Raw genomic sequence first — 21,007 nt, 5'->3', positions numbered from 1 at the left:
AATAGTCCGTACATTTGCAGGCTGGTTAATGCTACTGTTATCAAAATCGGGCAAAACCAACAAAACACTTATCATTATGATGAAAACGTACTTCAGATTATTATCGTTCGCAAAACCCATAGAAAAATTTGCCATACCTTACGTAATTACCACTTTTCTTGCAGTTTTTTTCGGCGTATTAAACCTTACTTTACTTTCACCACTTTTTAGTGTAATGATGTCGAAAACTACAGAGAAGTTGCCTGATCCGACAAAAACCACACATTCTTTTGATCTGATAACGAGGTTTGAGGAATTCGTCAACTACTCTGTGGCTACCTATGGCGAACAGCCGACATTAGGATACATATGTCTGATTATTTTGTGTTCCGTTCTGCTTTCAAATATTTTCAAATATTTTTCTCAAAGAATAATGGAAGATTTACGGGTCCACACCCTGCTCAATCTTCGTAAAACAGTGTTTAACAACGTCATGAACCTTCATGTCGGCTATTTTAACAATGAACGTAAGGGCGACATCATTTCAAAGGTATCCTCAGACGTACAGGTTGTCCAATTTACAGTCACCAATACCTTGCAGGTTGTATTTAAAGAGCCTCTTACACTTATATTTTATGTTATTGCTTTATTAATGATATCTGTAAAGCTGACCTTATTTTCGTTAATGGTGATCCCGGTATCTGCTTTTATCATTAGTAAAATTGTAAAAAGATTAAAACGACAGGCAAAGGAATCACATGAATCTTTTGCCAAAATGATCGGCTCTTTGGATGAAGCCCTCGGAGGGATAAAAATCATCAAAGCGTTTAATGCCACACAAAGGATTAAAGATAAATTCCATGCGGAAAATGTTTTCTACTCCAATCTAAATAGAAAAATGGTAAGAAGACAACAACTGGGTTCGCCCGTCTCGGAATTCCTGGGCGTTGTCATGGTAACCTTTATTGTCTGGTATGGCGGCTCATTAATTTTGAGCAAGCAACCGGATGCGCTTTCTGTTGGGCAATTTATAGCATATATAGCCTTATTTTCGCAAGTCATGCGACCGGCAAAAGCCCTTACTGATTCCTTTGCAGGAATACATTCAGGTATAGCCGCCGGAGAACGCGTTCTGGAGTTAATCGATACAAAATCTGAACAGGTAAACAAGCCAGATGCAACTACAATAAATTCTTTTCAGAATTCGCTGGTTCTTGAAAATGTTTCGTTTTCGTATGGAAACAAAGACGTCCTGAAAAATATTAATCTTGTTGTTGAAAAAGGCAAAACCATTGCGTTGGTAGGACCTTCTGGTGGTGGAAAAAGTACGTTAATGGATCTTATCCCACGTTTTCATGATCCAAAGTCCGGAACAATTAAGATAGACGGGCATCCCTATACCGATTTAACCATAGAAAGTATTCGCTCACAGATGGGTCTCGTTAATCAGGAATCTTTATTGTTCAATGATACCATCTTTAACAACATTGCCTTTTCGAAACCAGAGGCAACTCCTGAAGAAGTAGTTGCTGCTGCGAAAATCGCCAATGCACACGAATTTATTTTGCAAAGCGAAAACGGCTATGATACTTTCGTAGGTGATAGGGGGAATCGCTTATCTGGCGGACAACGACAACGCATTTGTATTGCAAGAGCTGTTCTTTCTAACCCTCCAATTATGCTCTTGGATGAAGCGACGTCTGCTTTGGATACGGAATCAGAAAAACTTGTTCAGGATGCATTAAACAAACTCACCCAGAACCGCACATCAATTGTAATTGCGCACAGGTTAAGTACGATACATGGCGCAGACCTGATTCTGGTGATTGATAAAGGTCAGATTGTTGAAAAAGGTACGCATAGAGAATTAGTTGACCACAATGGCTTATACAACAAACTAATACAATTACAAACGTTTAGTTAAACTGATGAAGAAAGGTATTACCGTTATTGTTTGTACTTATAATGGAGCGCTGCGGCTGCCCGATACATTGAAATACCTGGCTGCCCAGGAAGTTAGCGATAATTTGGAATGGGAAATCCTGTTGGCCGACAATGCTTCTACAGATCACTCAGCCGAGATCGCTGCAGCTTATTGGAATGAGCACAATATTAAAAACGTTCCTCTGACACTCATCCAGGAAAGCACACCAGGTAAACTTTACGCATTGCAAAAAGGAATCGCATTGGCGAAATATGAATACTTTATCATTTGTGATGATGACAACTGGCTGGATTCAAAGTACGTACAAACAGCGTTTGACATCCTCGACGAAAACGATGATATCGGAGCTTTGGGCGGACAAGCTAAAGCTGCAACTGGAAATTCAGGATTACCTGAATGGTTTGAACCTGTACAAGAAGGTTACGCTATTGGAACACAATCCAAAAACACAGGTGACGTCACGTTTAAGGGAAGGCTATGGGGAGCAGGCTTAAGTTCCAGAACACAGCTTTATCTGGATGCTTACCGTAATTTCCCTTCTCTTCTGATCAACAAATCAGATCATAAAATATTAACAGCAGAAGACACGGAGTACTGCCTGAGACTAGTCCTTAAAGGTTACAAATTATACTACGATCCCAGATTGTCTTTACAACATTATATCCCTGAAGGGAGGCTAACTTTAACCTACAAAAACAGTTTGTTTGAAAACTTTAGGAAGTCCAACCTGATCATCGACAATTACTATCTGGCCATAAAATATGGGCCCAACAACAAGCTCAGTTTATTTAATAAAATCAGGCTGAGATTAATTACTCCAATCAGGTATATCTTTTCGTCTTCTCCACAAAAAAAATCCAGACAGAGAAGAATCATGTGCTACTTATTTCCTTTTGTTAAGCCAGATCGAATAACAACACAAATAAAGGCGTTTATAAACAATTAAATCCGCGCTCCAGTTTATTGTAAACAATCAAAGGCAAGAATTAATTATGTTTAAAAAATTTAAAAGAATAGCAGACAATCTTACTGCTTTGGCCAAATACTTCCGTATCAAAACGGAACTTGCAAAGCAAAGAGAGTTATACTTCTTCTTTCCCTCCTGGTCGTTTGGTGGAGCTGAACGTGTCCATGTCGACATCATGAATCTCTTCAATGATCCTAAACCGCTTTGTTTCATTACTGACAGGTCAATAACTGATGGATTTAAAAAAGAATTTCAGGCAGCAGCAGACGTCATAGAACTGGGTAGATGGGCGGAAAAAAAAGAGCTTAAACAACAATTATATAAAATGCTGGCAGCTTCGATTAACGCACAGCAGCATGCTGTAGTATCAGGCTGGTGTAGTAGCTTCATGTATGATTTGATTCCATATTTAGCCCCTCATGTTCAGATCATCGATATCATGCATAATTTTAAAGATGATGATGACCAAGCGATAGAGAGGTATAGCCTTCCGCATGTTCCCCGGATTAATAAAAGAATTGTTGTCGGAAATGTACTGATCCAACAGTTTAAAGACCTGTATTCAATTAATCATATACCGGAACAGTATCTGGAAAGACTAACTGTAATTCAAAATAAAATTCCTTTTGATGGAGTCTTTCCGGAAAAAAACTATGAGGACACCTTACAGGTTCTTTTTGTGGGGAGAAATAGCGAGGAAAAACGACCAAATGTGTTTATCAGGGTAGCAGAAATTGCCCATGACCTAAACCTTCCTATCGAATTTAAATTGATCGGTGATTTTAGCCCTGGCGATACTATTGTTCCTTCAAACACAAAAATAGTTGGGCCAGTGCATGATAAAGCTATTTTAAACGACCATTATAAAGATGCGCACCTCTTACTGCTTACCTCACGCCGTGAGAGTTGGGGACTGGTTGTTTTTGAAGGAATGAATATGGGGGTAGTCCCAATATCTACTGACGTCGGCGAACTTTCAAATTATATTTCACGCACAAAAGAAAATGGTATTGTAGTCGACAACCTGCATAATGTGGAGGATCTTGCGCTACAATTCATTAAAGAATTAGAATTTTTCATCAGCAACAGAGCGCACTTAAAAACCTTTAGTATTAATGCGTTTAATACTGTAAAGCAACTTTACAACAACTGTGATTTCGATGAATCGTACAGAAAAATCCTCTCTTCACGATCCGGTAAATATGAAAAACGAATTTAGTATGCTCCCAAAAATAACGGTTTGCATGGCAGCTTACAACGCGGCCGGCTACATCAATGAATCTATCCAAAGTATCCTGGACCAAACCTTTGAAGACTTCGAATTATTAATAATTAACGATGGCTCTACAGACCAGACCCTTGATATCGTAAATGAGTTTAAGGATCCCAGGATCAGGTTAGTAAACAATGACAAAAACCGCGGACTGACCTACACCAGAAATGTAGCTTTAACCGAAGCCAGAGGTGAATATATTGCCATATTAGACAGCGATGATGTTGCTGTCCCGAATCGTTTAGAACTTCAATATACCTTCTTTCAGGAACATCCTGATTTTGCTCTATGCGGGGGGCATGGCACAGTGATCGACAAAACCGGAAAGCATGTGGAAGATAATAGGTTCATAGTTCCTGTTGGCGCTGATAAAATAAAAATGACACTGCTTTTTCAAAATACGTTTATCAACTCTACAGTAATGTATAAATCTGCAGTATTAAGGGAATTAAACGGATATCTAGATTATGCACCAGCTGAAGATTATGAGCTTTTTACCCGGATTTCAGCTAAATACCAGGTCAACAATTTGGATTGCATACTGGTAAAATACAGAATTCACGACAACAACATTTCTATAGTTCAATCTGAAACCGGGCGTGAGAAAGTTTTTGCGATTAAACAGAACCAACTGACTCAACTACAAATCGAACCTGACGAAAGGACAAGTAAAGCGCTTTTCAGCCTATTGGAGGGGGACTTTAATGCATCCAGCTTTACTGACTACCTTTCTCTATTCACCAGGTTAAAAACGGCGAATCAGTCTTTAAAAAAATATCCGCAAATCCCTTTTGAAAAGGTATTGTTTAATTATTGGTTTCAAATTATCTACATAAAAAGAGCCAAAATGAATGCGCTTTCCCTATTACTCAACAAGAATCTTTTCAAATGGTCTTTCGTAAGTTTACGCCAGTTAAGAAAAACCTTTAAGCTTTCCATTAATGGCATCGGTTCAATCTCTAAATAATCTATATTAGACTTAATGAAAATTGTTAGATTTTTAGGCGGCTTAGGTAATCAGATGTTTCAATATGCGTTCTATAAAGCATTGCAGAAAAGATTTCCCAATGTAAAAGCGGATTTACAGGGTTTCCATGATTATGGACTGCACAACGGATTTGAACTGGAAGATATTTTTGACATTCATGTTTCCGAAGCATCCCTGTTCAAAAGCAAGCTCTATCAGGTTCAGCATAAAAAATGGATCTACAGAAAGCTCAGAAGAATAATGAACTTAAAAAAAGCCTATCAGGAGGAAAGCAATCTTTTTGGCTTTGATCCGCAAGTTTTGACCAATCCCAAACCTGCGTATTACTGGGGATACTGGCAAAACATCGCCTATTTTCAAGACATCAGTAAAGCACTAAAAACAGATTTTGAATTCAAAAATCCACTTGACGATAAAAATCAACAGGCATTAAATCGCATTCAAAATTCCAACAGCGTGTCTATCCACATCAGAAGGGGTGACTACCTTACCGATCCCCTGCTTGGCGGATTGTGTAGCCTGAAATATTACCAAAGCGCAATAGCTTACATTCAGTCCAAAGTGGATTCACCAAGATATTTTATCTTTTCCAACGACATCGCGTGGTGTCAGGAAAACCTGAAGATCACCAACTGTGAGTTCATTTCATGGAACAACAATTCTTCCAGCTACATTGATATGCAGCTAATGAGTCAATGCAAGCACAACATCATCGCAAACAGCAGTTTTAGCTGGTGGGGAGCATGGCTCAATCAAAACCAAAATAATATTGTCATTTGTCCAAAGAAATGGGTAAATGATGTTAATTTAGATACTTCAGGATTGATCCCTCAAACCTGGTTGAGTATATAAATTAATACTTTAAACATCACCGATTCATGAAAGTTGCATACATATACAATATAAACAACACACAGGACTACGCGACTAAAACTGTTGTCGATGGATTTAAAAATGCTTTCACAGAAAGAAAGGATACTTTCAGAATTTTCGATCTTATTAAACTGAAAAGCTCCTTTTGGCCGCATGAAAAGCTGAGACTAATTACCTACGCTCCTGATGTGATTTTTACTGACGTGGAGAACGTATCTAACATCCCCTTAAGCCTACTTAAGAACACTAAGTTAGTCTTATCAGGTTCATTTTATTCCAGCTGTAGCTACCTGCCTAAAACCCTTGCTGTAACAGCAAAGACAAAGCAGGTATTAAACAAGTACAGTACAAAACACAATATACTGATCAGGTCGCCATATGACGAATCTTTTAACGAACGTTTCTTTGGAGGATATCAAAAAGATCTTGGAATAAGTGTTATGCAGTCGCTGCACTGCGCGGACAGTGCAAAATACTCCGCCCCGCTGTTAAACCCTGAGTTTGATTTCTTATGGGTTGGCGATATTGGTACCCGTACAACTACCTATAAGGCTTTTATTCAACCATTGAAAACGACGTTCAGCAATTATTTGGAATACAATGAGCACAACATGATCAACCCCAGGACGATTGAATCAAAAGGTTACTACAGCCGCTCATTCATTACGCCGAACATCCATACAGAAATTGAGATCAAAAATAGGATGTTACTGAACGAAATGGTATTCAAATCTTCTATGCTTGGCGGGTTTCAGATCTGCGACAACCCGCTTGCAGGTGAACTATTTCAGGAAGATGAGCTCATTATTACAACAAATGGCGATGACTTTCTCGAAAAAGCGCACCACTACATTTCCCACCCCGATAAACGCATGGAAATGATTAAAAAAATGCAGGAGAATATCCTAAAAAACCATACCTATTCCAACAGAATAGACCAGATTCTGGCAAGTTATAGTTAGTTCCCGATAATCCATTTAAACCTGGTTTTCTGAATCAGCCTAACCATCAAAAAACTCACGCCGTAGACAATGAAGAAGCGCAGTATATGAATACCTGTATTCTGCCATACTGAATATGCTTCAAGATCAAGTTTTAGCGGTTGAAATATCAAGGGAAGGAGCCTTACAACAACTACAAAATGCACAAGGTAAATACCAAAAGTAGTTTTCCTGGGCTCAAAGTTTCGCTGTAAAAAATCCAGTGCCCCAATCTTTAACAAGAGGGCAAACATGCCAAATGAATAAAGCACATTCGTAATCCTCAACGTATTGTAAGCATCCTTCGACTCCATTTGCACAAGCGCAAAAGATTCAGCAATAGCCAGTGCAAATAACAGCACAACTACTGATATCAGTACAAACCAAGATGTCTTCCTGATAGATGACATCACCACCTCAAAATACCTGTTGAGCATCACCCCAAGCCAAAGGTAAAACACAAAACCAAATAAGGCTGTTGAGTGCGTACTTAAAAACCACTGATGGTATATATTTAAGCTATAAATCAGCGAAAGCAGTGCTAATGACACTCCAAGTCCCCAGCTATACAAATAGCGCTTAAATAGCAGGAGAATACAGATACAGATCAGAAAATTCAATACGAACCAACTGGAGGTATAAAATATTCCGAAGACAAAGCGGTCCCAGACATAGCCAAAGAAATTTGTTGCCAGCACATCATCACCACCCCTCAAATAAGCCACATACCTATCCAATACCATTAAGGCAACATATATCAATAACCAGAAAAGCCATGGCTTAATTGTACTCCTGAATCTGTTCTTCAGATATTGTCCTGCCGTATATTCCTGGAACTTATGATTAATTAGAAACCCCCCAATTAAAAAGAAGGCGATCGTACTGAATTTAAAAGATTGTATCACTGAGGTTTCAACTACGGTATCGAAAAATGACGACCGGTATAAGCCTGTGCCACCCGCAGCGCAATGCTCAAAAACGATCCCTATCATTGAAATACACCTGATTGTATCAACAAAATCAAAATTCTTCTTTTCTTTTTTCTCTACTAGCTCCATTAAATACAATTAGGTCGGCGCAAAAATCCACTTTTCTTTGCTAAAATCACAAAGATTAACACTTGTTAACAGTAAAGATTTAGATATAAAAAGGGTAGATAGTTTAATGCACGATGACGAGTTTTTTTGAAAACTTATGACCCAACAGCTCATAATGCAATACATACACCCCCGCAGCGTACATTTCAGTAGAGATATTTTCCTCCTGGTATCCGGCATTTCTGTAATCATCGAAAACGACAGCAACCCTTTGTCCGAAGATATTATATAGCGTGATTTTAACCCTCGCTGCGTTGGGAAGGTTAAACCCGAGTTTAGTAAAAGTATTTGCAGGATTCGGATAGTTCTGAACAATCCCCGGAGAAAGGTAGTTTTCAATGATTTCCTGATTTAAAGCATCAAACCACATCAAAGAAATCACCCCGTACCCCTTTGCATTGGGGTGTACATCATCTGCATAAAGCTGCTTATTCTTACCTATTAGAGAATTGATATCCGCAACCCTAACCCCAAGTTCCTTTGCCAGATTCTTGTAGCCATTGTTGATCATATCAATCGTTCTGTTTCTACGCTGCGAGAGCCTTGCAGCTGGAGTCCGGCCCGGTGTTTCTACGAAATATTGAATTGTTCCTAAGATCACAGCAAGTTTCCTGCTCCTGGCTTTATTAATCATAGTACGCATATTACTCAGCGTATTACTCAACTTCTCATTCCCGTCTATAATCTGTACTGCATCATTTGCACCCATGAGGATCAGTACGAAACCTGTCTTGTTTTCTATTGCCTTATCAAAACGCAACAGCCCCTGTGTAGTATTTTCACCCGCAATCCCATGATTGGCAATCACCACAGGTTTACCTGTATAGCAGTTTTCGAGAAAGGATTTTAATGAGGTCTGAAAATTAAGAGGGTCGGGATTGCCCTGCACTGTACTGGCGCCAAAGGTTACAATATTCAGGCTGTCTTTGCTATAAAATTGAGAATAAGGGCCACATACAGGCATCCTCCCCTGAGAAAATGCTGTCACGCCCAACATCACAAAACATACAAAAATAAAAATCCTCCTAAGCAGCATCTGTAAATTAAACCAAAAAAAGCGCCTTAAAAAATAAGGCGCTTTACAATAATATATTCAAGTCTTTTACAACTTACGTTTTACTTCTACCTGTTCGTAGGCTTCAACAATATCCCCTACTTCAATGTTATTAAAGTTATGGATATTCAATCCGCACTCGTAACCTCTTGATACTTCCTTCACATCATCTTTATAACGTTTCAATGAAGCAAGTTCACCAGTATAGATTACCACACCGTCTCTTACGATACGGATCTTGCTGTTACGTGTGATCGTTCCGTCAAGAACCATACATCCCGCAATTGTACCCACTTTAGTGATTTTGAAGGTATCTCTGATCTCAACGTTAGCCGTGATCTTCTCTTCAAACTCAGGTGCCAACATACCTTCCATCGCCGCTTTGATCTCGTTGATCGCATCGTAGATGATAGAGTACAGACGGATATCGATTTGCTCTGCCTCGGCAAGCTTACGCGCTCCCGGAGAAGGCCTTACCTGGAAACCGATGATGATCGCATCAGAAGCTGATGCCAGCAATACATCAGATTCAGAGATCTGACCCACCGCTTTACTGATCACATTGATCTGTATCTCAGGTGTAGACAATTTCAACAGGGAGTCAGACAATGCCTCGATAGAACCATCCACGTCACCCTTCACAATCAGGTTGAGTTCTTTAAAGTTACCGATCGCCAAACGACGGCCAATCTCATCCAGGGTAATGTGTTTCTGTGTACGAAGGCCCTGCTCACGCATCAGTTGCAGACGCTTGTTGGCAATTTCTCTCGCTTCCACTTCACTTTCCATGGCGTTAAAACGGTCACCCGCTGTTGGCGCACCCTGCATACCCAATACCTGTACCGGTACCGACGGGCCTGCCTGATCCACTTTCTGTCCACGCTCATTGAACAATGCTTTCACACGTCCGCTATAACTTCCGGCCAAAATAGGATCTCCTATTTTTAGCGTACCTGCCTGTACCAGAACTGTAGTTACAATACCGCGTCCTTTATCTAAAGTAGCCTCAATTACGCTACCTGTAGCACGTTTATCGGGATTAGCTTTTAATTCTAATAATTCTGCTTCTAATAATACTTTTTCTAATAACAGGTCTACATTTAATCCGCTTTTACCTGAAATCTCCTGCGACTGGAATTTACCACCCCAATCCTCTACAAGGATGTTCATGGTAGACAACTGCTCGCGTATTTTTTCTGAGTTTGCACCCGGTTTATCAATTTTTGTAAATGCAAATACCAAAGGAACGCCAGCTGCCTGCGCATGGCTAATCGCCTCTTTCGTTTGTGGCATCACCGCATCATCCGCAGCGATCACGATAATCGCAATATCCGCTACCTTGGCACCCCTTGCACGCATGGCCGTAAAGGCCTCGTGACCCGGTGTATCCAGGAAGGTTACTTTCTTGCCTGTTGGAGTCGTTACCATATAGGCACCGATGTGCTGGGTGATACCACCGGCCTCACCTGCTACCACGTTTGCTTTACGGATATAATCCAGCAAAGATGTCTTACCATGATCCACGTGACCCATGATGGTTACCACTGGCGCTCTTGGCTGCAATTCTTCCTCTGTATCTACTTCTTCAATGATGCTGTCACTCTCATCGTCTGGTTTCACAAATTGAATTTCGTAACCAAACTCATCGGCCACGATGGTTAGTGTCTCTGCATCCAAACGCTGGTTGATCGACACGAACATACCCAGACTCATACAAGTACCAATAATCTTGGTCACCGGTACGTCCATCATGGAAGCCAGTTCATTCGCTGTTACAAATTCTGTAACTTTCAAAACTTTAGACTGAAGCTCCTGCTCCATTGCCGCTTCTTCCGCAGAAAGAGCGACGTCATCTCTCTTGCCACGACGTAATTTTGCACGCTGAGCAAATTTACCAGACTTACCAGCACCGCTCAAACGGGCAAGTGTTGCTTTGATCTGATCTTGTATTTCTTTTTCCGTAGGTTCTTCCTTAGGTCCGCCGGAAGGAGCTCCCGGTTTGCTGTTCCTAAAGTTTGGCCTGTTGGCTGTATTGTTAGTATTATTTCTAAAATCAGGTCTGTTGCCCACAGGTGCTGCAGCTCTTGGCTGACCAGGCTGCCCGCCTTGCTGAGCAGGTTGTCCACCTTGTTGTTGACCACCCTGACCTTGCTGACCAGGCTGACCCGGATGTCCTCCAGGAGTCTTTTTGCGTTTACGCTTACGCTTAGCATCAGCGCTATCTGCAGATGAAGCCACAGGCTGCGACTTACGGTCTGGTGTCACCGGCAAAGTAATTTTACCAATGATGTTCGGACCTGAAAGTTTTACAGAGCGTGCTTTGATCACCTCAGTCTCCTCTGGTTTTTCTACTTTCGGAGCAGCTTCTTCCTTAGGTGCTACCGGCTCTGCTTTCACCACTGGTGTTTCTACAGGCTTAGGAGCCTCCTCTGGTTTCACTTCTTCAACCGCTTTTACAGGCTCTGCCGGTTTCTCAACCTCTGGCTTCGCTGCTTCAACCGGTTTTTCAACAGGAGCTTCCTCTTTAACTTCAGCCTTAGGAGCTTCCTGAACTTCAGGAGCATTAGGTTCTGGTGCAGGGGCAGGAGCTTCCTCTTTTTTGACAGGGCGTGTTTTAGAGTTCAGATCATCAAGATTGATCTTTCCTACGATTTTTACACCAGGCAAAGCGCCTTCTTCTGCTTTTTCTTCAGTTTTCTCTTCTACAGCCGGCTTAGCGGGAACTTCTTCCTTAGCTTTTTCAGCCGGAGGAGTATAACTGTTCAGATTTTTAATTAAAATGCCTTCATTTTCAAATTCAACATTTTTTCTAGGCGCCTCAGCAGCTTTCTCAGCTATCTCAGGCTCATCACGACGAATTTTACCAATAACAATCTGATTGGCTTCTTCTTTTACGATTTTATCGCCCTGAAACTCTTTCAACAGCGCATTGTACATGTCGCGTGAGAGCTTAGTAGTGGGTTTATTCTCAACAGAAAAGCCTTTCTTTTCCAGGAACTCAACGGCCGTAGCGATCCCTACGTTAAGTTCCTTAACTGCTTTAAATAAAATTATTGGTTTGTCGTCTGACATTGATATCCTATTTTTTCTTTAATTCTTATACAAAAGTAACGTTTATTCTTGTTTATTTCATGTGTAGACAATTAGTTTTTAATGACTACATAATTTAGTAAAAACATAGAGAACGTATTATTCAAATTCTGATTTCAAAATACTCATCACTTCCTTGATCGTTTCCTCTTCAAGATCCGTGCGTTTTACAAGCTCATCAACAGAAAGGGCCAATACACTTTTAGCTGTATCGCAGCCAATAGCTTTTAACTCATCAATGATCCAGCTATCGATTTCGTCTGAGAATTCTTCAATATCCACATCCTCATCTTCTTCTCCGGCCTCGCGATATACATCGATTTCGTATCCTGTTAATTTACCTGCCAATTTAATGTTGTGCCCACCTCTACCAATCGCCAGAGAAACCTGATCCGGTTTTAAGTAAACTGAAGCGTGTTTAGTCTCGTCATCCAGTTTAATAGAAGTGATTTTTGCCGGACTTAATGCCCTCGTGATGTACAATGAAATGTTGTTTGTAAAGTTAATTACGTCAATATTTTCATTTTTCAGTTCTCTCACGATACCGTGAATACGTGAACCTTTCATACCCACACAAGCTCCAACAGGATCAATCCTGTCGTCATAAGACTCCACAGCAACCTTGGCTCTTTCTCCCGGTTCGCGAACAATTTTCTTGATCGTGATCAGGCCGTCAAAGATCTCAGGAACCTCAATCTCAAACAAGCGCTGTAAGAACTCAGGAGCAATCCTTGAGATGATGATCTTAGGTGTTGCATTTACCATATCCACTTTAAGGATTACGGCACGTACAGAATCACCTTTTTTGAAATAATCAGCCGGAATCTGCTCAGTTTTAGGCATCATCAACTCATTACCTTCATCATCAAGTACCAAAGTTTCTTTCTTCCAAACCTGGTAAACCTCACCGGTTACAATCTCACCAACCCTGTCTTTATATTTTTTAAAGATCTCGTCTTTTTCAAGCTCCAATACTTTAGAAACCAATGTCTGACGTGCTGCTAATATTGCACGACGGCCAAAGCTTTCCAATGTGATCTGCTCGATGTAGTCGTCGCCAACTTCCATATCCGCATCCAGTAGTTTAACTTCAGCAAGTTCAATTTCCAAATCGTCATCCTCAGAAAAACCATCTTCCATCACTTTTCTGGTACGCCAGATCTCTAAATCCCCATTATCCGGGTTAACGATTACGTCACAATTCTCATCAGTACCGTATTTCTTACGCAACATACTGCGAAATACCTCTTCCAGCACACTAATCACTGTAGGACGGTCGATATTTTTGAAGTCCTTAAACTCCTGAAATGAATCGATTAAGTTAATATTGCTCATTTTTATTTAAATGAAATTAAAACCTTTGTTTCTGTTATATTATTAAAATCAACAGCTGTTTCCAGCAGCTGCATTTTTTTACCTTTTTCTTTTACTTTGGCTTCGATAATGATGCCCGCTTCGTTTACAGAAAGCAATTTGCCTTCCTTCACTTCTCCGCCCGACAATTTCACGCTCACCTCACGGCCTACGTTCTTTTCATACTGTCTCTTCAGCCTTAGCGGCTCTCCAATACCAGGCGAAGAAACTTCTAAATTGTACGCCTTCTCTATGGTGTTCTCCTCTTCTAAATGAAAGCCAACATGTCTGCTGATTGCTGCACAATCCTGAATTGTAATGCCCTCATCACCGTCAACATGAATAATAAGCTTATTGTTCGGAAGCATTTTTATTTCTACCAAAAACAATTCCGGTCTGTCCGAAATCTTTTCTTCAACTAACTCTTTTACTCTTTTTTCTACCTGCATAACCAATTTGCCTGTAATAGAAAAGAGGGGACTCCTGCCCCCTCTTACCTCTATTACTGTGCAAATGTATGAAATTATTTTGCAAAATAAAAATGCGAGGTCACAATCAATGCTTTACGAAATGCCAAATCAACTCAATTTTAAAAGGAATGCTTATCTATTTAGCCAGAACTGTCACCTTACCCAGATAAACGCTATCTGCCTGACAAGACCTGTCGAGCGCTATAAACCCTATATATATATGATATTCGACTTCATTCCTTTTTGGCTTCAACTGCAATCCGTCTGTACCGTCTTTTCTAAATGCACCTGTAGGCTGACATACATGCTTTCCACTATCGCCTTTATCTTCACCAGGCGAATAGGCAAGCATAAAAACCTGATCCTGATCATGACCATTGTCGCCCTCCTCTGTACTCCAGTTGAACCGTAGAAAATTATCTGCCTCCAGCACCGTGTCTATTGATTCAGGAAAATGAAGCTGACCGCCACAAACCCTCACCTTCTACGGATTTACAAACCGATGGGCATGATCGCCCTCAACCGCATTGTTCAACGCGTAAGAAACAGCCCCGTTGTACCCGCCGGTTTTAGTCCCATAATCTTTATATCCAATTGTCAGGTACTCCTAAAGCGGCTTCATGAAAGCCTGTACTTTAGCAAAACCTCCGGTATTTGACTTTTCCTTTTTGGTCTTCTTACCTGTTCTTTTACTGGGCTTCATGCGCACACGGATCTCTCCGAACATGTTATAGTAAACATGATTGCCTATTTTTCAGCTCAATGCACCGTCCAGCCCCTCTGTTAATTTTCCCATATTAATTTGATTGATATGAATATCATATTAAAACTTTAATTAAACAAATTTTAAACATTATAAAAACATAGTTTAAACAATTTTTGATTGTATAACTATTGTGTAAACAATGTTTAAATATTGTATCAATATTGTTTAAATAGAAAAGAATTACACAGGTGTCATAAATGAAAATTCGTTGAGGTTCGTCTGAAATTATTATCGGGTCAGCACTTCTTGATTTGGCTTTACGGAACCAGCCATTTCGTTCTTCAGCATTTTTTCCATGCTACCGAAACTGGCATTCAAATGTGTAATCACCAGATACTCCCTGCCCTTTATAAAAGGAGCGTAAGGTTTAAAAACAATGCTACTATCAGTGAGCAGTAGCTTCCCCTTTATGGGCTCTTCCCTTAAAGAAGTGTCCTTTTCAGATAGCGTCTGTAATACAGAGACCAGTTCGACCAGCACACTGTCAGCGGAGTTGGCGTTTTTTAATTGCAGCAGACCTGCAGGATCGATATTGTGAAACTCTATTGCTGTGCTATCGGCCGAAAATTCGATTAAAAGTGGCTTGCTATTTGATGATGAACATGCTGATATAAACAGCATGATTACTGCTGAAAACTTAATAATACTTTTAACCATATCACTAAATTAAACATTATGAGACTGATTGTAGAAATTTTATTAATGGGACTCGCTGTATTTCTGGGCGCAAAGCTAGTCCCGGGGGTATCAGTTGACGGCTATGGAACAGCAATAATTGCAGCCATCCTGATTGCACTGGCCAATGCCACCATCGGATTTATCCTAAGGGTGCTAACCTTTCCTGTTAATTTTTTAACGCTTGGACTGGTTTCCTTTATCATCAGTGTATTGATGATCTTGTTGGTAGATAACCTGATGGCAGGATTCAGCACTACCGGATTCTGGGCTGCTGCGATTCTGGCCATTGTAGTTGCGATTATCAAAGCAATTTTTGGTGCCGTAGCTGGTAGCGATAAGGATTAATAAACTCCATGCTTAAACTTCGCCCCCATTATCTCGAGGGAAGCGCAGCTATGAGAGATTTCTTGAACATGAAGTTGCTGCAGAGCAAGCTATGTATGAACAAGAGATCTCTCTTTTCATTCGAGATGACGTGATGCAAATCCTGGGTTAATGCGCGCTTTTTACCTCAACACTTCTCTGGAGATGACCATTTTCTGAATCTCTGTGGTACCCTCATAAATTTGAGTAATTTTAGCATCACGCATCATACGCTCTACATGATATTCTTTTACAAATCCATATCCTCCATGTATCTGAACAGCTTCTATCGTTACATCCATAGCGACTTTAGAAGCATATAATTTTGCCATAGATCCTGCGAGTGTATAAGGTTGTCCCTGGTCTTTTAACCAGGCTGCTTTGTAAACCAGCAAACGTGCTGCCTCTATCTGGGTGGCCATGTCGGCAAGTTTAAATGCAATAGCCTGATGATCTGAAATTGGTTTGCCAAATGATTTACGTTCTTTTGAATAGGCAAGCGCCAGCTCATACGCACCTGCCGCAATACCCAGTGCCTGTGCAGCGATACCGATACGTCCGCCTTCCAATGTTTTCATGGCGAACTTAAAGCCAAAACCTTCCTCGCCAATCCTGTTTTCTTTTGGGACTTTAACGTCGTTGAACATTAATGAATGTGTATCTGAGCCGCGAATACCCAGTTTATTCTCTTTCGGGCCTACAGTGAAACCCTCCATGCCTTTTTCTACAATAAATGCATTGATACCTTTATGTTTTAAAGAACGGTCGGTCTGGGCAATAACCAGATAAGTGGAGGCTGTACTTCCATTGGTGATCCAGTTTTTAGTCCCGTTCAGCAAATAATAATCACCTTTATCTTCTGCAGTAGTTTGCTGGGAAGTGGCATCAGAACCTGCTTCGGGCTCCGACAGACAGAACGCACCAATCTTTTCTCCGGAAGCCAGGGGCTTTAAATATTTTTCTTTCTGGAACTCTGAGCCATAGGCTTCAAGTCCGTAACATACCAGGGAATTATTTACAGATACGACTACAGAAGACGACGCGTCTATTTTCGACAGCTCTTCCATAACCAACACATAAGATATGGCATCCATACCGCTGCCATCGTATTTTTCGGACACCATCATTCCTAAAAAGCCGAGTTCGCCCAACTTTTTTACCTGTTCAGCAGGAAACTTTTGATGCTCATCTCTTTCAATAACCCCAGGCTTAAGTTCATTTTGTGCAAAATCCCTTGCTGCCTGCTGGATCATCAACTGTTCTTCACTTAATTGAAATAGCATAATTATATTATTAAATAATAAGTTATGCCAAATTTATACAATTCCAACACAAAGTGTTATGGTTGCATAGTATTATTTTGGAAGATGAATGAAATTTTATTTCAAAAGACGGTTATTGTCGTCCGGGAACACTAGTATCGGATGGTATTTTTTTGCCTCCTCTACTGGTAATGAACCATAAGACATGATAATTAATATATCACCAACCTGTACCCGGCGTGCGGTAGCGCCGTTTAAACATATGGTACCTGTACCTCGCTCTCCTTTGATCACATAGGTTTCAAAGCGCTCGCCATTATTATTATTTACGATCTGCACTTTTTCGTTTGCGATAATCTGGGCTGCATCCATCAGATCTTCATCAATGGTAATGCTTCCAACATAGTTGAGTTCTGCCTGTGTTACTTTAACACGGTGTATCTTCGATTTTAATATCTCGATAATCATACTGCAAAGTTAGCTAAATTTGTGAATGAATGGTTTTTCTATTGTTCAGCTCAGTATCATATTATCAATAAGGCGGGTTTCACCTACTTTAGCGGCCACTAGAGCGACAAGCCCCAGCCCATAACTGTCGGTAGGAGGCATGAGAGTATGACCACTTACGATTACAAAATAATCCAGCTCAACACCAGGAGTGCGTGAAATCATCCGCTTGGCCACATCCTCCAGCGCTGGTAATTTTTCTTTTTTTATACCCTCCTGCGTTTTACAGTTATTATCGAAAAATTCTTTTACATGATAGAGTGCCTCGCTTAATACGACCGCGTGCTTTCTATCTTCGGCATTGAGGTGTATATTTCTGGAGCTCATGGCGAGTCCGTCTTCTTCCCTGACTATTGGACAGGTGATGATTTTAACAGGCAGCTTAAAGTGGGCAACCATATTTTCGATCATCAGCACCTGCTGAAAATCTTTTTGTCCAAAGAAGGCTGTATCGGGTTCTACCGCATCGAAGAGTTTTTTAACGATCTGTGTAACGCCCTGATAATGTCCTTTTCTAAATTCCCCTTCCAAAAGAAACTCTGCCGGCCCCAGGTCGATGTGCCAGGTTTCAGGCTCAGGGTACATTTCTTTTACTGAAGGCATAAATACGACATTACATCCGGATTCCTTTAGCATTGCCATATCATGTTCCAGAGGCCTCGGATATTTCTCCAGATCTTTAGGATCTGTAAATTGTGTAGGGTTTACGAAGATGCTGCACACCACCACATCAGCATGGCGCTGCGCGATTCTGATAAGCGATACGTGTCCTTTGTGCAATGCACCCATTGTAGGCACGAGCGCGATTTTCTGTTGGGCCAATTTTTTTGGACCAAGCAGCGACTTCAATGCCGCAATAGTATTTATAACTTCCAAACCAGCTTATAAAATTTCAAACGCCAAAGTTGGTTATTTATACATTCCCAACAAAACATCTTGCGTATTATATTGATAAATGTTATTATTTTGCTTACCTTTGCCCCTTGATAATCTTTTCTTTAACATAAATTTTTATTTACGAATATGGAGATGGCAAAAACGAAGCTACTGATTGTTACACACGAGATGTCGCCTTTCCTTGAACTCACAAAGATTTCAGAAATTACCCGTCAGTTACCACAGGCAATGCAGGATAAAGGATTCGAAATCCGCATTTTGATGCCCAGGTTTGGAAACATTAACGAAAGAAGGAACAGATTGCATGAGGTTATCCGCCTCTCAGGCATGAACATTATTATTGATGACAATGACAACCCGCTAATCATTAAAGTTGCTTCTATCCCGGCTGCACGTATGCAGGTATATTTTCTGGATAATGAAGATTATTTTCAGCGCAAATATGTATTCAGAGACAAAGAAGATAAGTTTTATGCGGACAATGACGAAAGAACGATCTTCTTTTGCAAAGGCGCCCTTGAAACTGTTAAGAAATTAGGCTGGTCTCCGGATATCGTACACTGCCATGGCTGGATGACGGCTTTGGTACCTGCGTATATCAAAACTACTTACAAAAATGATCCTACTTTTAAAAATTCAAAAGTGGTGTATTCTATTTATGAGCAGTGCTTTTCTGAAACATTAAATACTGATTTATACAAAAAAGCCGTGATGAACTCTATGACCCTAGAAGACACTAAGGTATTTGAAAAAGCAGATTGTAATGCTTTACATATTGGAGCCGTAACTTACTCAGACGCAGTGGTATTAGCTGATGAAAAGATCGATGCCAATGTGTTAAAATTTGTTAAAGATTCTAATAAGCCAACTTTAGCTTATAATTTAACCGAAAATTTCGACAATTTCTATTCACTTTATGAAGAAATTTCGAATGAAGAATTGGTTTCAATAGCATAAACTCAGGTTATTTTAAAAATATGAAATTTACAAAACAAGACTTATTGACCCTGTTGATAGGTCTTTTTCTTTTTACTTCGTGTAAAAACACCAACACTATCGGTTTTGATCCGGATCCTGAATTTGCAATTAAAGGAACGTTGGAAGACGGAGTGACCGTAGCCACAACCACTGTACCTGATGAGGTAACTTCAACGATTGCTATGCCAAGACACCCTCTTGGTTTTATCAATGCTGACCCTATTTTTGGAAATACGGAAGCAAGCCTGGCAATGGCGGTAACATTGCCTGCTGCGAGCTATTATACTTTCGGAACAAATGCAGCTATAGACTCTGCAGTACTGGTTCTGCCATATTCTACTCAGTTTTATGGAGATACCACTACCTCTGTTTACAGTTTTAATGTACAACAATTGAAAGACAACTTGTCTTTGCAGAAAAATTTCCCAAGCAATAAGGAATGGCCGGTTGAGACGACTGTGCTTGGAACTTTTACGGGTAAAATACAGCCTAAAACGCCTACTAAGATAACGGACATTGTAACAGGAAAGGCTGACACGCTTAAAACTGTAGTACCCCAGATCAGAATAAAATTGAATACTGCGTTTATTCAAAGCAGTATCATCAACCTGGATTCTGCAAACAGATCTACAAATAACAAATTTGCCAATGTTTTTAAAGGCTTGCACGTTAGTGTCAACAAAGCGGGCAGCACAGGTAAAGGCGGAATAATATTTTTTGGTTTTACCGGAGCCGATGCCAATGTAGAAATCTATTATAAGAAGCAAAACGCTGCTACAGCATCTGTTACCGATACTGTAGCAGTTAAATTTCCAATCAGCGCGAGTTCAGGTCCTGTAGCGGCAACAATCAAACATGACTACACAGGCACTCCTGTAAAGGTTCAGCTTGATGCCCCGAACCCAACAACGCCATATCAGGTAACTTATCTACAAGCAATGGCCGGGGTTAGGAATAAAATTACATTCCCTGATCTGAAAGATTTTGTAACGAGAGCTAAAGCTGGTAATGCCAATGCTAAAATAGTAGTAAACAGAGCAGAACTGGTGGTCAATTTAAATGCAGGAACTGATGTCGCTCCTTTTGTGGCTGCACCAAGACTGGCACTTTATAAACTTGACATTGCCGGACAAAGGAAAAACATCCCTGACAATGATGCGCCTACTTCTACAGGTGGCGGAGACCCTTACAGGTATGCTGGATCTGAGACTTTATTTGGCGGTTTTTATGATACCACTAACAAAAGGTATGTATTTACTGTAACGGCCTACATCCAGGATCTGATCAATGGTGCAACGGAAAACTATGGTACTTATTTGGCGCCGAGTTCATTGACCGAGTACAATTTAACTCCTTCGGTAACCTCCGCAGCAAGAGCTGTCATCAATACTAAATCTATCCCTACAGGACAGAAAGGTATAAAGCTTAACATATACTACACAAGAATAGCAGAATAGACTTATTCTACAGCACACTAAAAAAGCCTT

At 40.4% G+C, this 21,007-nt stretch carries 18 protein-coding genes and 1 pseudogene; 9 read left to right on the top strand and 10 right to left on the bottom strand.

Going from position 1 to position 21,007, the window contains the following annotated elements; all coding sequences use genetic code 11:
• Positions 1 to 79 precede the first annotated feature (79 nt).
• Genes FA047_RS19805 through FA047_RS19780 form a run of 6 tightly spaced genes read left to right on the top strand, consistent with a single transcriptional unit; the run spans position 80 to position 6,987 of the window.
• Entirely contained in the window at positions 80 to 1,903 is a 1,824-nt protein-coding gene (locus FA047_RS19805) for an ABC transporter ATP-binding protein (RefSeq protein WP_136837856.1), read from the top strand.
• 4 nt (positions 1,904 to 1,907) lie between these two features.
• Positions 1,908 to 2,870 carry a glycosyltransferase gene (locus FA047_RS19800; protein WP_136837832.1) on the top strand — a complete coding sequence of 321 codons (963 nt, stop codon included), beginning with the start codon at positions 1,908 to 1,910 and terminating at the stop codon, positions 2,868 to 2,870.
• 46 nt (positions 2,871 to 2,916) lie between these two features.
• Positions 2,917 to 4,110, top strand: coding sequence for a glycosyltransferase family 4 protein (locus tag FA047_RS19795; RefSeq protein ID WP_136837831.1), 1,194 nt, complete (start codon positions 2,917 to 2,919; stop codon positions 4,108 to 4,110).
• Positions 4,094 to 5,131: a glycosyltransferase family 2 protein gene (locus FA047_RS19790; protein ID WP_169304465.1), complete on the top strand. Its 1,038-nt coding sequence runs from the start codon at positions 4,094 to 4,096 to the stop codon at positions 5,129 to 5,131. Before FA047_RS19795 ends, FA047_RS19790 begins: the two co-directional genes overlap by 17 nt.
• A gap of 15 nt (positions 5,132 to 5,146) precedes the next feature.
• Positions 5,147 to 6,004, top strand: a complete 858-nt coding sequence (locus tag FA047_RS19785; RefSeq protein WP_136837829.1) for an alpha-1,2-fucosyltransferase — start codon at positions 5,147 to 5,149, stop codon at positions 6,002 to 6,004.
• Positions 6,005 to 6,030: 26 nt separating this feature from the next.
• Positions 6,031 to 6,987, top strand: a complete 957-nt coding sequence (locus tag FA047_RS19780) for a glycosyltransferase family protein (protein WP_136837828.1) — start codon at positions 6,031 to 6,033, stop codon at positions 6,985 to 6,987.
• Here FA047_RS19780 and FA047_RS19775 read toward each other — a convergent pair.
• The 7 genes and pseudogenes from FA047_RS19775 to FA047_RS19745 form a co-directional block, all read right to left on the bottom strand.
• On the bottom strand, positions 6,984 to 8,063 hold the full coding sequence (locus FA047_RS19775; RefSeq protein ID WP_136837827.1) for an acyltransferase family protein: 1,080 nt from the start codon (positions 8,061 to 8,063) through the stop codon (positions 6,984 to 6,986). The genes FA047_RS19780 and FA047_RS19775 overlap by 4 nt on opposite strands.
• Positions 8,064 to 8,166: 103 nt before the next feature.
• Entirely contained in the window at positions 8,167 to 9,090 is a 924-nt protein-coding gene (locus FA047_RS19770; protein ID WP_169304464.1) for a GDSL-type esterase/lipase family protein, read from the bottom strand.
• Positions 9,091 to 9,204: 114 nt separating this feature from the next.
• On the bottom strand, positions 9,205 to 12,228 hold the full coding sequence (gene infB / locus FA047_RS19765; protein ID WP_136837825.1) for a translation initiation factor IF-2: 3,024 nt from the start codon (positions 12,226 to 12,228) through the stop codon (positions 9,205 to 9,207).
• Positions 12,229 to 12,345: 117 nt separating this feature from the next.
• Positions 12,346 to 13,581, bottom strand: coding sequence for a transcription termination factor NusA (gene nusA / locus FA047_RS19760; protein ID WP_136837824.1), 1,236 nt, complete (start codon positions 13,579 to 13,581; stop codon positions 12,346 to 12,348).
• A gap of 2 nt (positions 13,582 to 13,583) precedes the next feature.
• Positions 13,584 to 14,048: a ribosome assembly cofactor RimP gene (gene rimP / locus FA047_RS19755; protein ID WP_136837823.1), complete on the bottom strand. Its 465-nt coding sequence runs from the start codon at positions 14,046 to 14,048 to the stop codon at positions 13,584 to 13,586.
• 157 nt (positions 14,049 to 14,205) lie between these two features.
• Positions 14,206 to 14,664 (bottom strand): annotated as a pseudogene (locus FA047_RS19750) (DUF6266 family protein).
• Positions 14,665 to 15,063: 399 nt separating this feature from the next.
• On the bottom strand, positions 15,064 to 15,492 hold the full coding sequence (locus FA047_RS19745; RefSeq protein ID WP_136837821.1) for a hypothetical protein: 429 nt from the start codon (positions 15,490 to 15,492) through the stop codon (positions 15,064 to 15,066).
• Positions 15,493 to 15,510: 18 nt separating this feature from the next.
• On the opposite strand from FA047_RS19745, the gene FA047_RS19740 reads away from it, so the two are divergent.
• Positions 15,511 to 15,858 (top strand): phage holin family protein, encoded by a 348-nt coding sequence (locus FA047_RS19740; RefSeq protein WP_136837820.1) that lies wholly within the window; start codon positions 15,511 to 15,513, stop codon positions 15,856 to 15,858.
• Between the two features lie 161 nt (positions 15,859 to 16,019).
• Here the strand turns inward: FA047_RS19740 and FA047_RS19735 are convergent, their stop codons facing one another.
• From FA047_RS19735 to panC, 3 genes are all read right to left on the bottom strand, one after another.
• Entirely contained in the window at positions 16,020 to 17,159 is a 1,140-nt protein-coding gene (locus FA047_RS19735) for an acyl-CoA dehydrogenase (protein ID WP_136837819.1), read from the bottom strand.
• Positions 17,160 to 17,255: 96 nt separating this feature from the next.
• On the bottom strand, positions 17,256 to 17,606 hold the full coding sequence (gene panD / locus FA047_RS19730; RefSeq protein ID WP_136837818.1) for an aspartate 1-decarboxylase: 351 nt from the start codon (positions 17,604 to 17,606) through the stop codon (positions 17,256 to 17,258).
• 45 nt (positions 17,607 to 17,651) lie between these two features.
• Positions 17,652 to 18,521 (bottom strand): pantoate--beta-alanine ligase, encoded by an 870-nt coding sequence (gene panC / locus FA047_RS19725; protein WP_136837817.1) that lies wholly within the window; start codon positions 18,519 to 18,521, stop codon positions 17,652 to 17,654.
• A 153-nt stretch (positions 18,522 to 18,674) separates the two neighbouring features.
• Here panC and FA047_RS19720 point away from each other — a divergent pair, with 153 nt between their 5' ends.
• Both FA047_RS19720 and FA047_RS19715 read left to right on the top strand, forming a co-directional pair.
• The gene (locus tag FA047_RS19720; RefSeq protein WP_225872803.1) at positions 18,675 to 19,499 is read left to right on the top strand and encodes a glycogen/starch synthase; all 825 of its coding nucleotides are present in this window, start codon (positions 18,675 to 18,677) and stop codon (positions 19,497 to 19,499) included.
• A gap of 20 nt (positions 19,500 to 19,519) precedes the next feature.
• Complete coding sequence (locus tag FA047_RS19715) at positions 19,520 to 20,977, top strand: DUF4270 domain-containing protein (protein WP_136837815.1); 1,458 nt, start codon at positions 19,520 to 19,522, stop codon at positions 20,975 to 20,977.
• Positions 20,978 to 21,007 lie beyond the last annotated feature (30 nt).

This window comes from Pedobacter frigoris (assembly GCF_005116445.1).
Taxonomy (GTDB): Bacteria; Bacteroidota; Bacteroidia; order Sphingobacteriales; family Sphingobacteriaceae; genus Pedobacter; species Pedobacter frigoris.
Note: the sequence above shows the minus strand (reverse complement) of the source record. Positions and strands in the feature narration are given on the sequence as shown.

Bases quoted from the DNA above. Each gene is read 5' to 3' on its own strand.
- FA047_RS19785 (WP_136837829.1), top strand. From the start codon at position 5,147: ATGAAAATTGTTAGATTTTTAGGCGGCTTAGGTAATCAGATGTTTCAA.
- rimP (WP_136837823.1), bottom strand. From the start codon at position 14,048: ATGCAGGTAGAAAAAAGAGTAAAAGAGTTAGTTGAAGAAAAGATTTCG.
- FA047_RS19780 (WP_136837828.1), top strand. From the start codon at position 6,031: ATGAAAGTTGCATACATATACAATATAAACAACACACAGGACTACGCG.
- FA047_RS19745 (WP_136837821.1), bottom strand. From the start codon at position 15,492: ATGGTTAAAAGTATTATTAAGTTTTCAGCAGTAATCATGCTGTTTATA.
- nusA (WP_136837824.1), bottom strand. From the start codon at position 13,581: ATGAGCAATATTAACTTAATCGATTCATTTCAGGAGTTTAAGGACTTC.
- FA047_RS19805 (WP_136837856.1), top strand. From the start codon at position 80: ATGAAAACGTACTTCAGATTATTATCGTTCGCAAAACCCATAGAAAAA.
- FA047_RS19800 (WP_136837832.1), top strand. From the start codon at position 1,908: ATGAAGAAAGGTATTACCGTTATTGTTTGTACTTATAATGGAGCGCTG.
- FA047_RS19715 (WP_136837815.1), top strand. From the start codon at position 19,520: ATGAAATTTACAAAACAAGACTTATTGACCCTGTTGATAGGTCTTTTT.
- FA047_RS19790 (WP_169304465.1), top strand. From the start codon at position 4,094: ATGAAAAACGAATTTAGTATGCTCCCAAAAATAACGGTTTGCATGGCA.
- FA047_RS19720 (WP_225872803.1), top strand. From the start codon at position 18,675: ATGGCAAAAACGAAGCTACTGATTGTTACACACGAGATGTCGCCTTTC.
- FA047_RS19795 (WP_136837831.1), top strand. From the start codon at position 2,917: ATGTTTAAAAAATTTAAAAGAATAGCAGACAATCTTACTGCTTTGGCC.
- panD (WP_136837818.1), bottom strand. From the start codon at position 17,606: ATGATTATCGAGATATTAAAATCGAAGATACACCGTGTTAAAGTAACA.
- FA047_RS19775 (WP_136837827.1), bottom strand. From the start codon at position 8,063: ATGGAGCTAGTAGAGAAAAAAGAAAAGAAGAATTTTGATTTTGTTGAT.
- FA047_RS19735 (WP_136837819.1), bottom strand. From the start codon at position 17,159: ATGCTATTTCAATTAAGTGAAGAACAGTTGATGATCCAGCAGGCAGCA.
- infB (WP_136837825.1), bottom strand. From the start codon at position 12,228: ATGTCAGACGACAAACCAATAATTTTATTTAAAGCAGTTAAGGAACTT.
- FA047_RS19740 (WP_136837820.1), top strand. From the start codon at position 15,511: ATGAGACTGATTGTAGAAATTTTATTAATGGGACTCGCTGTATTTCTG.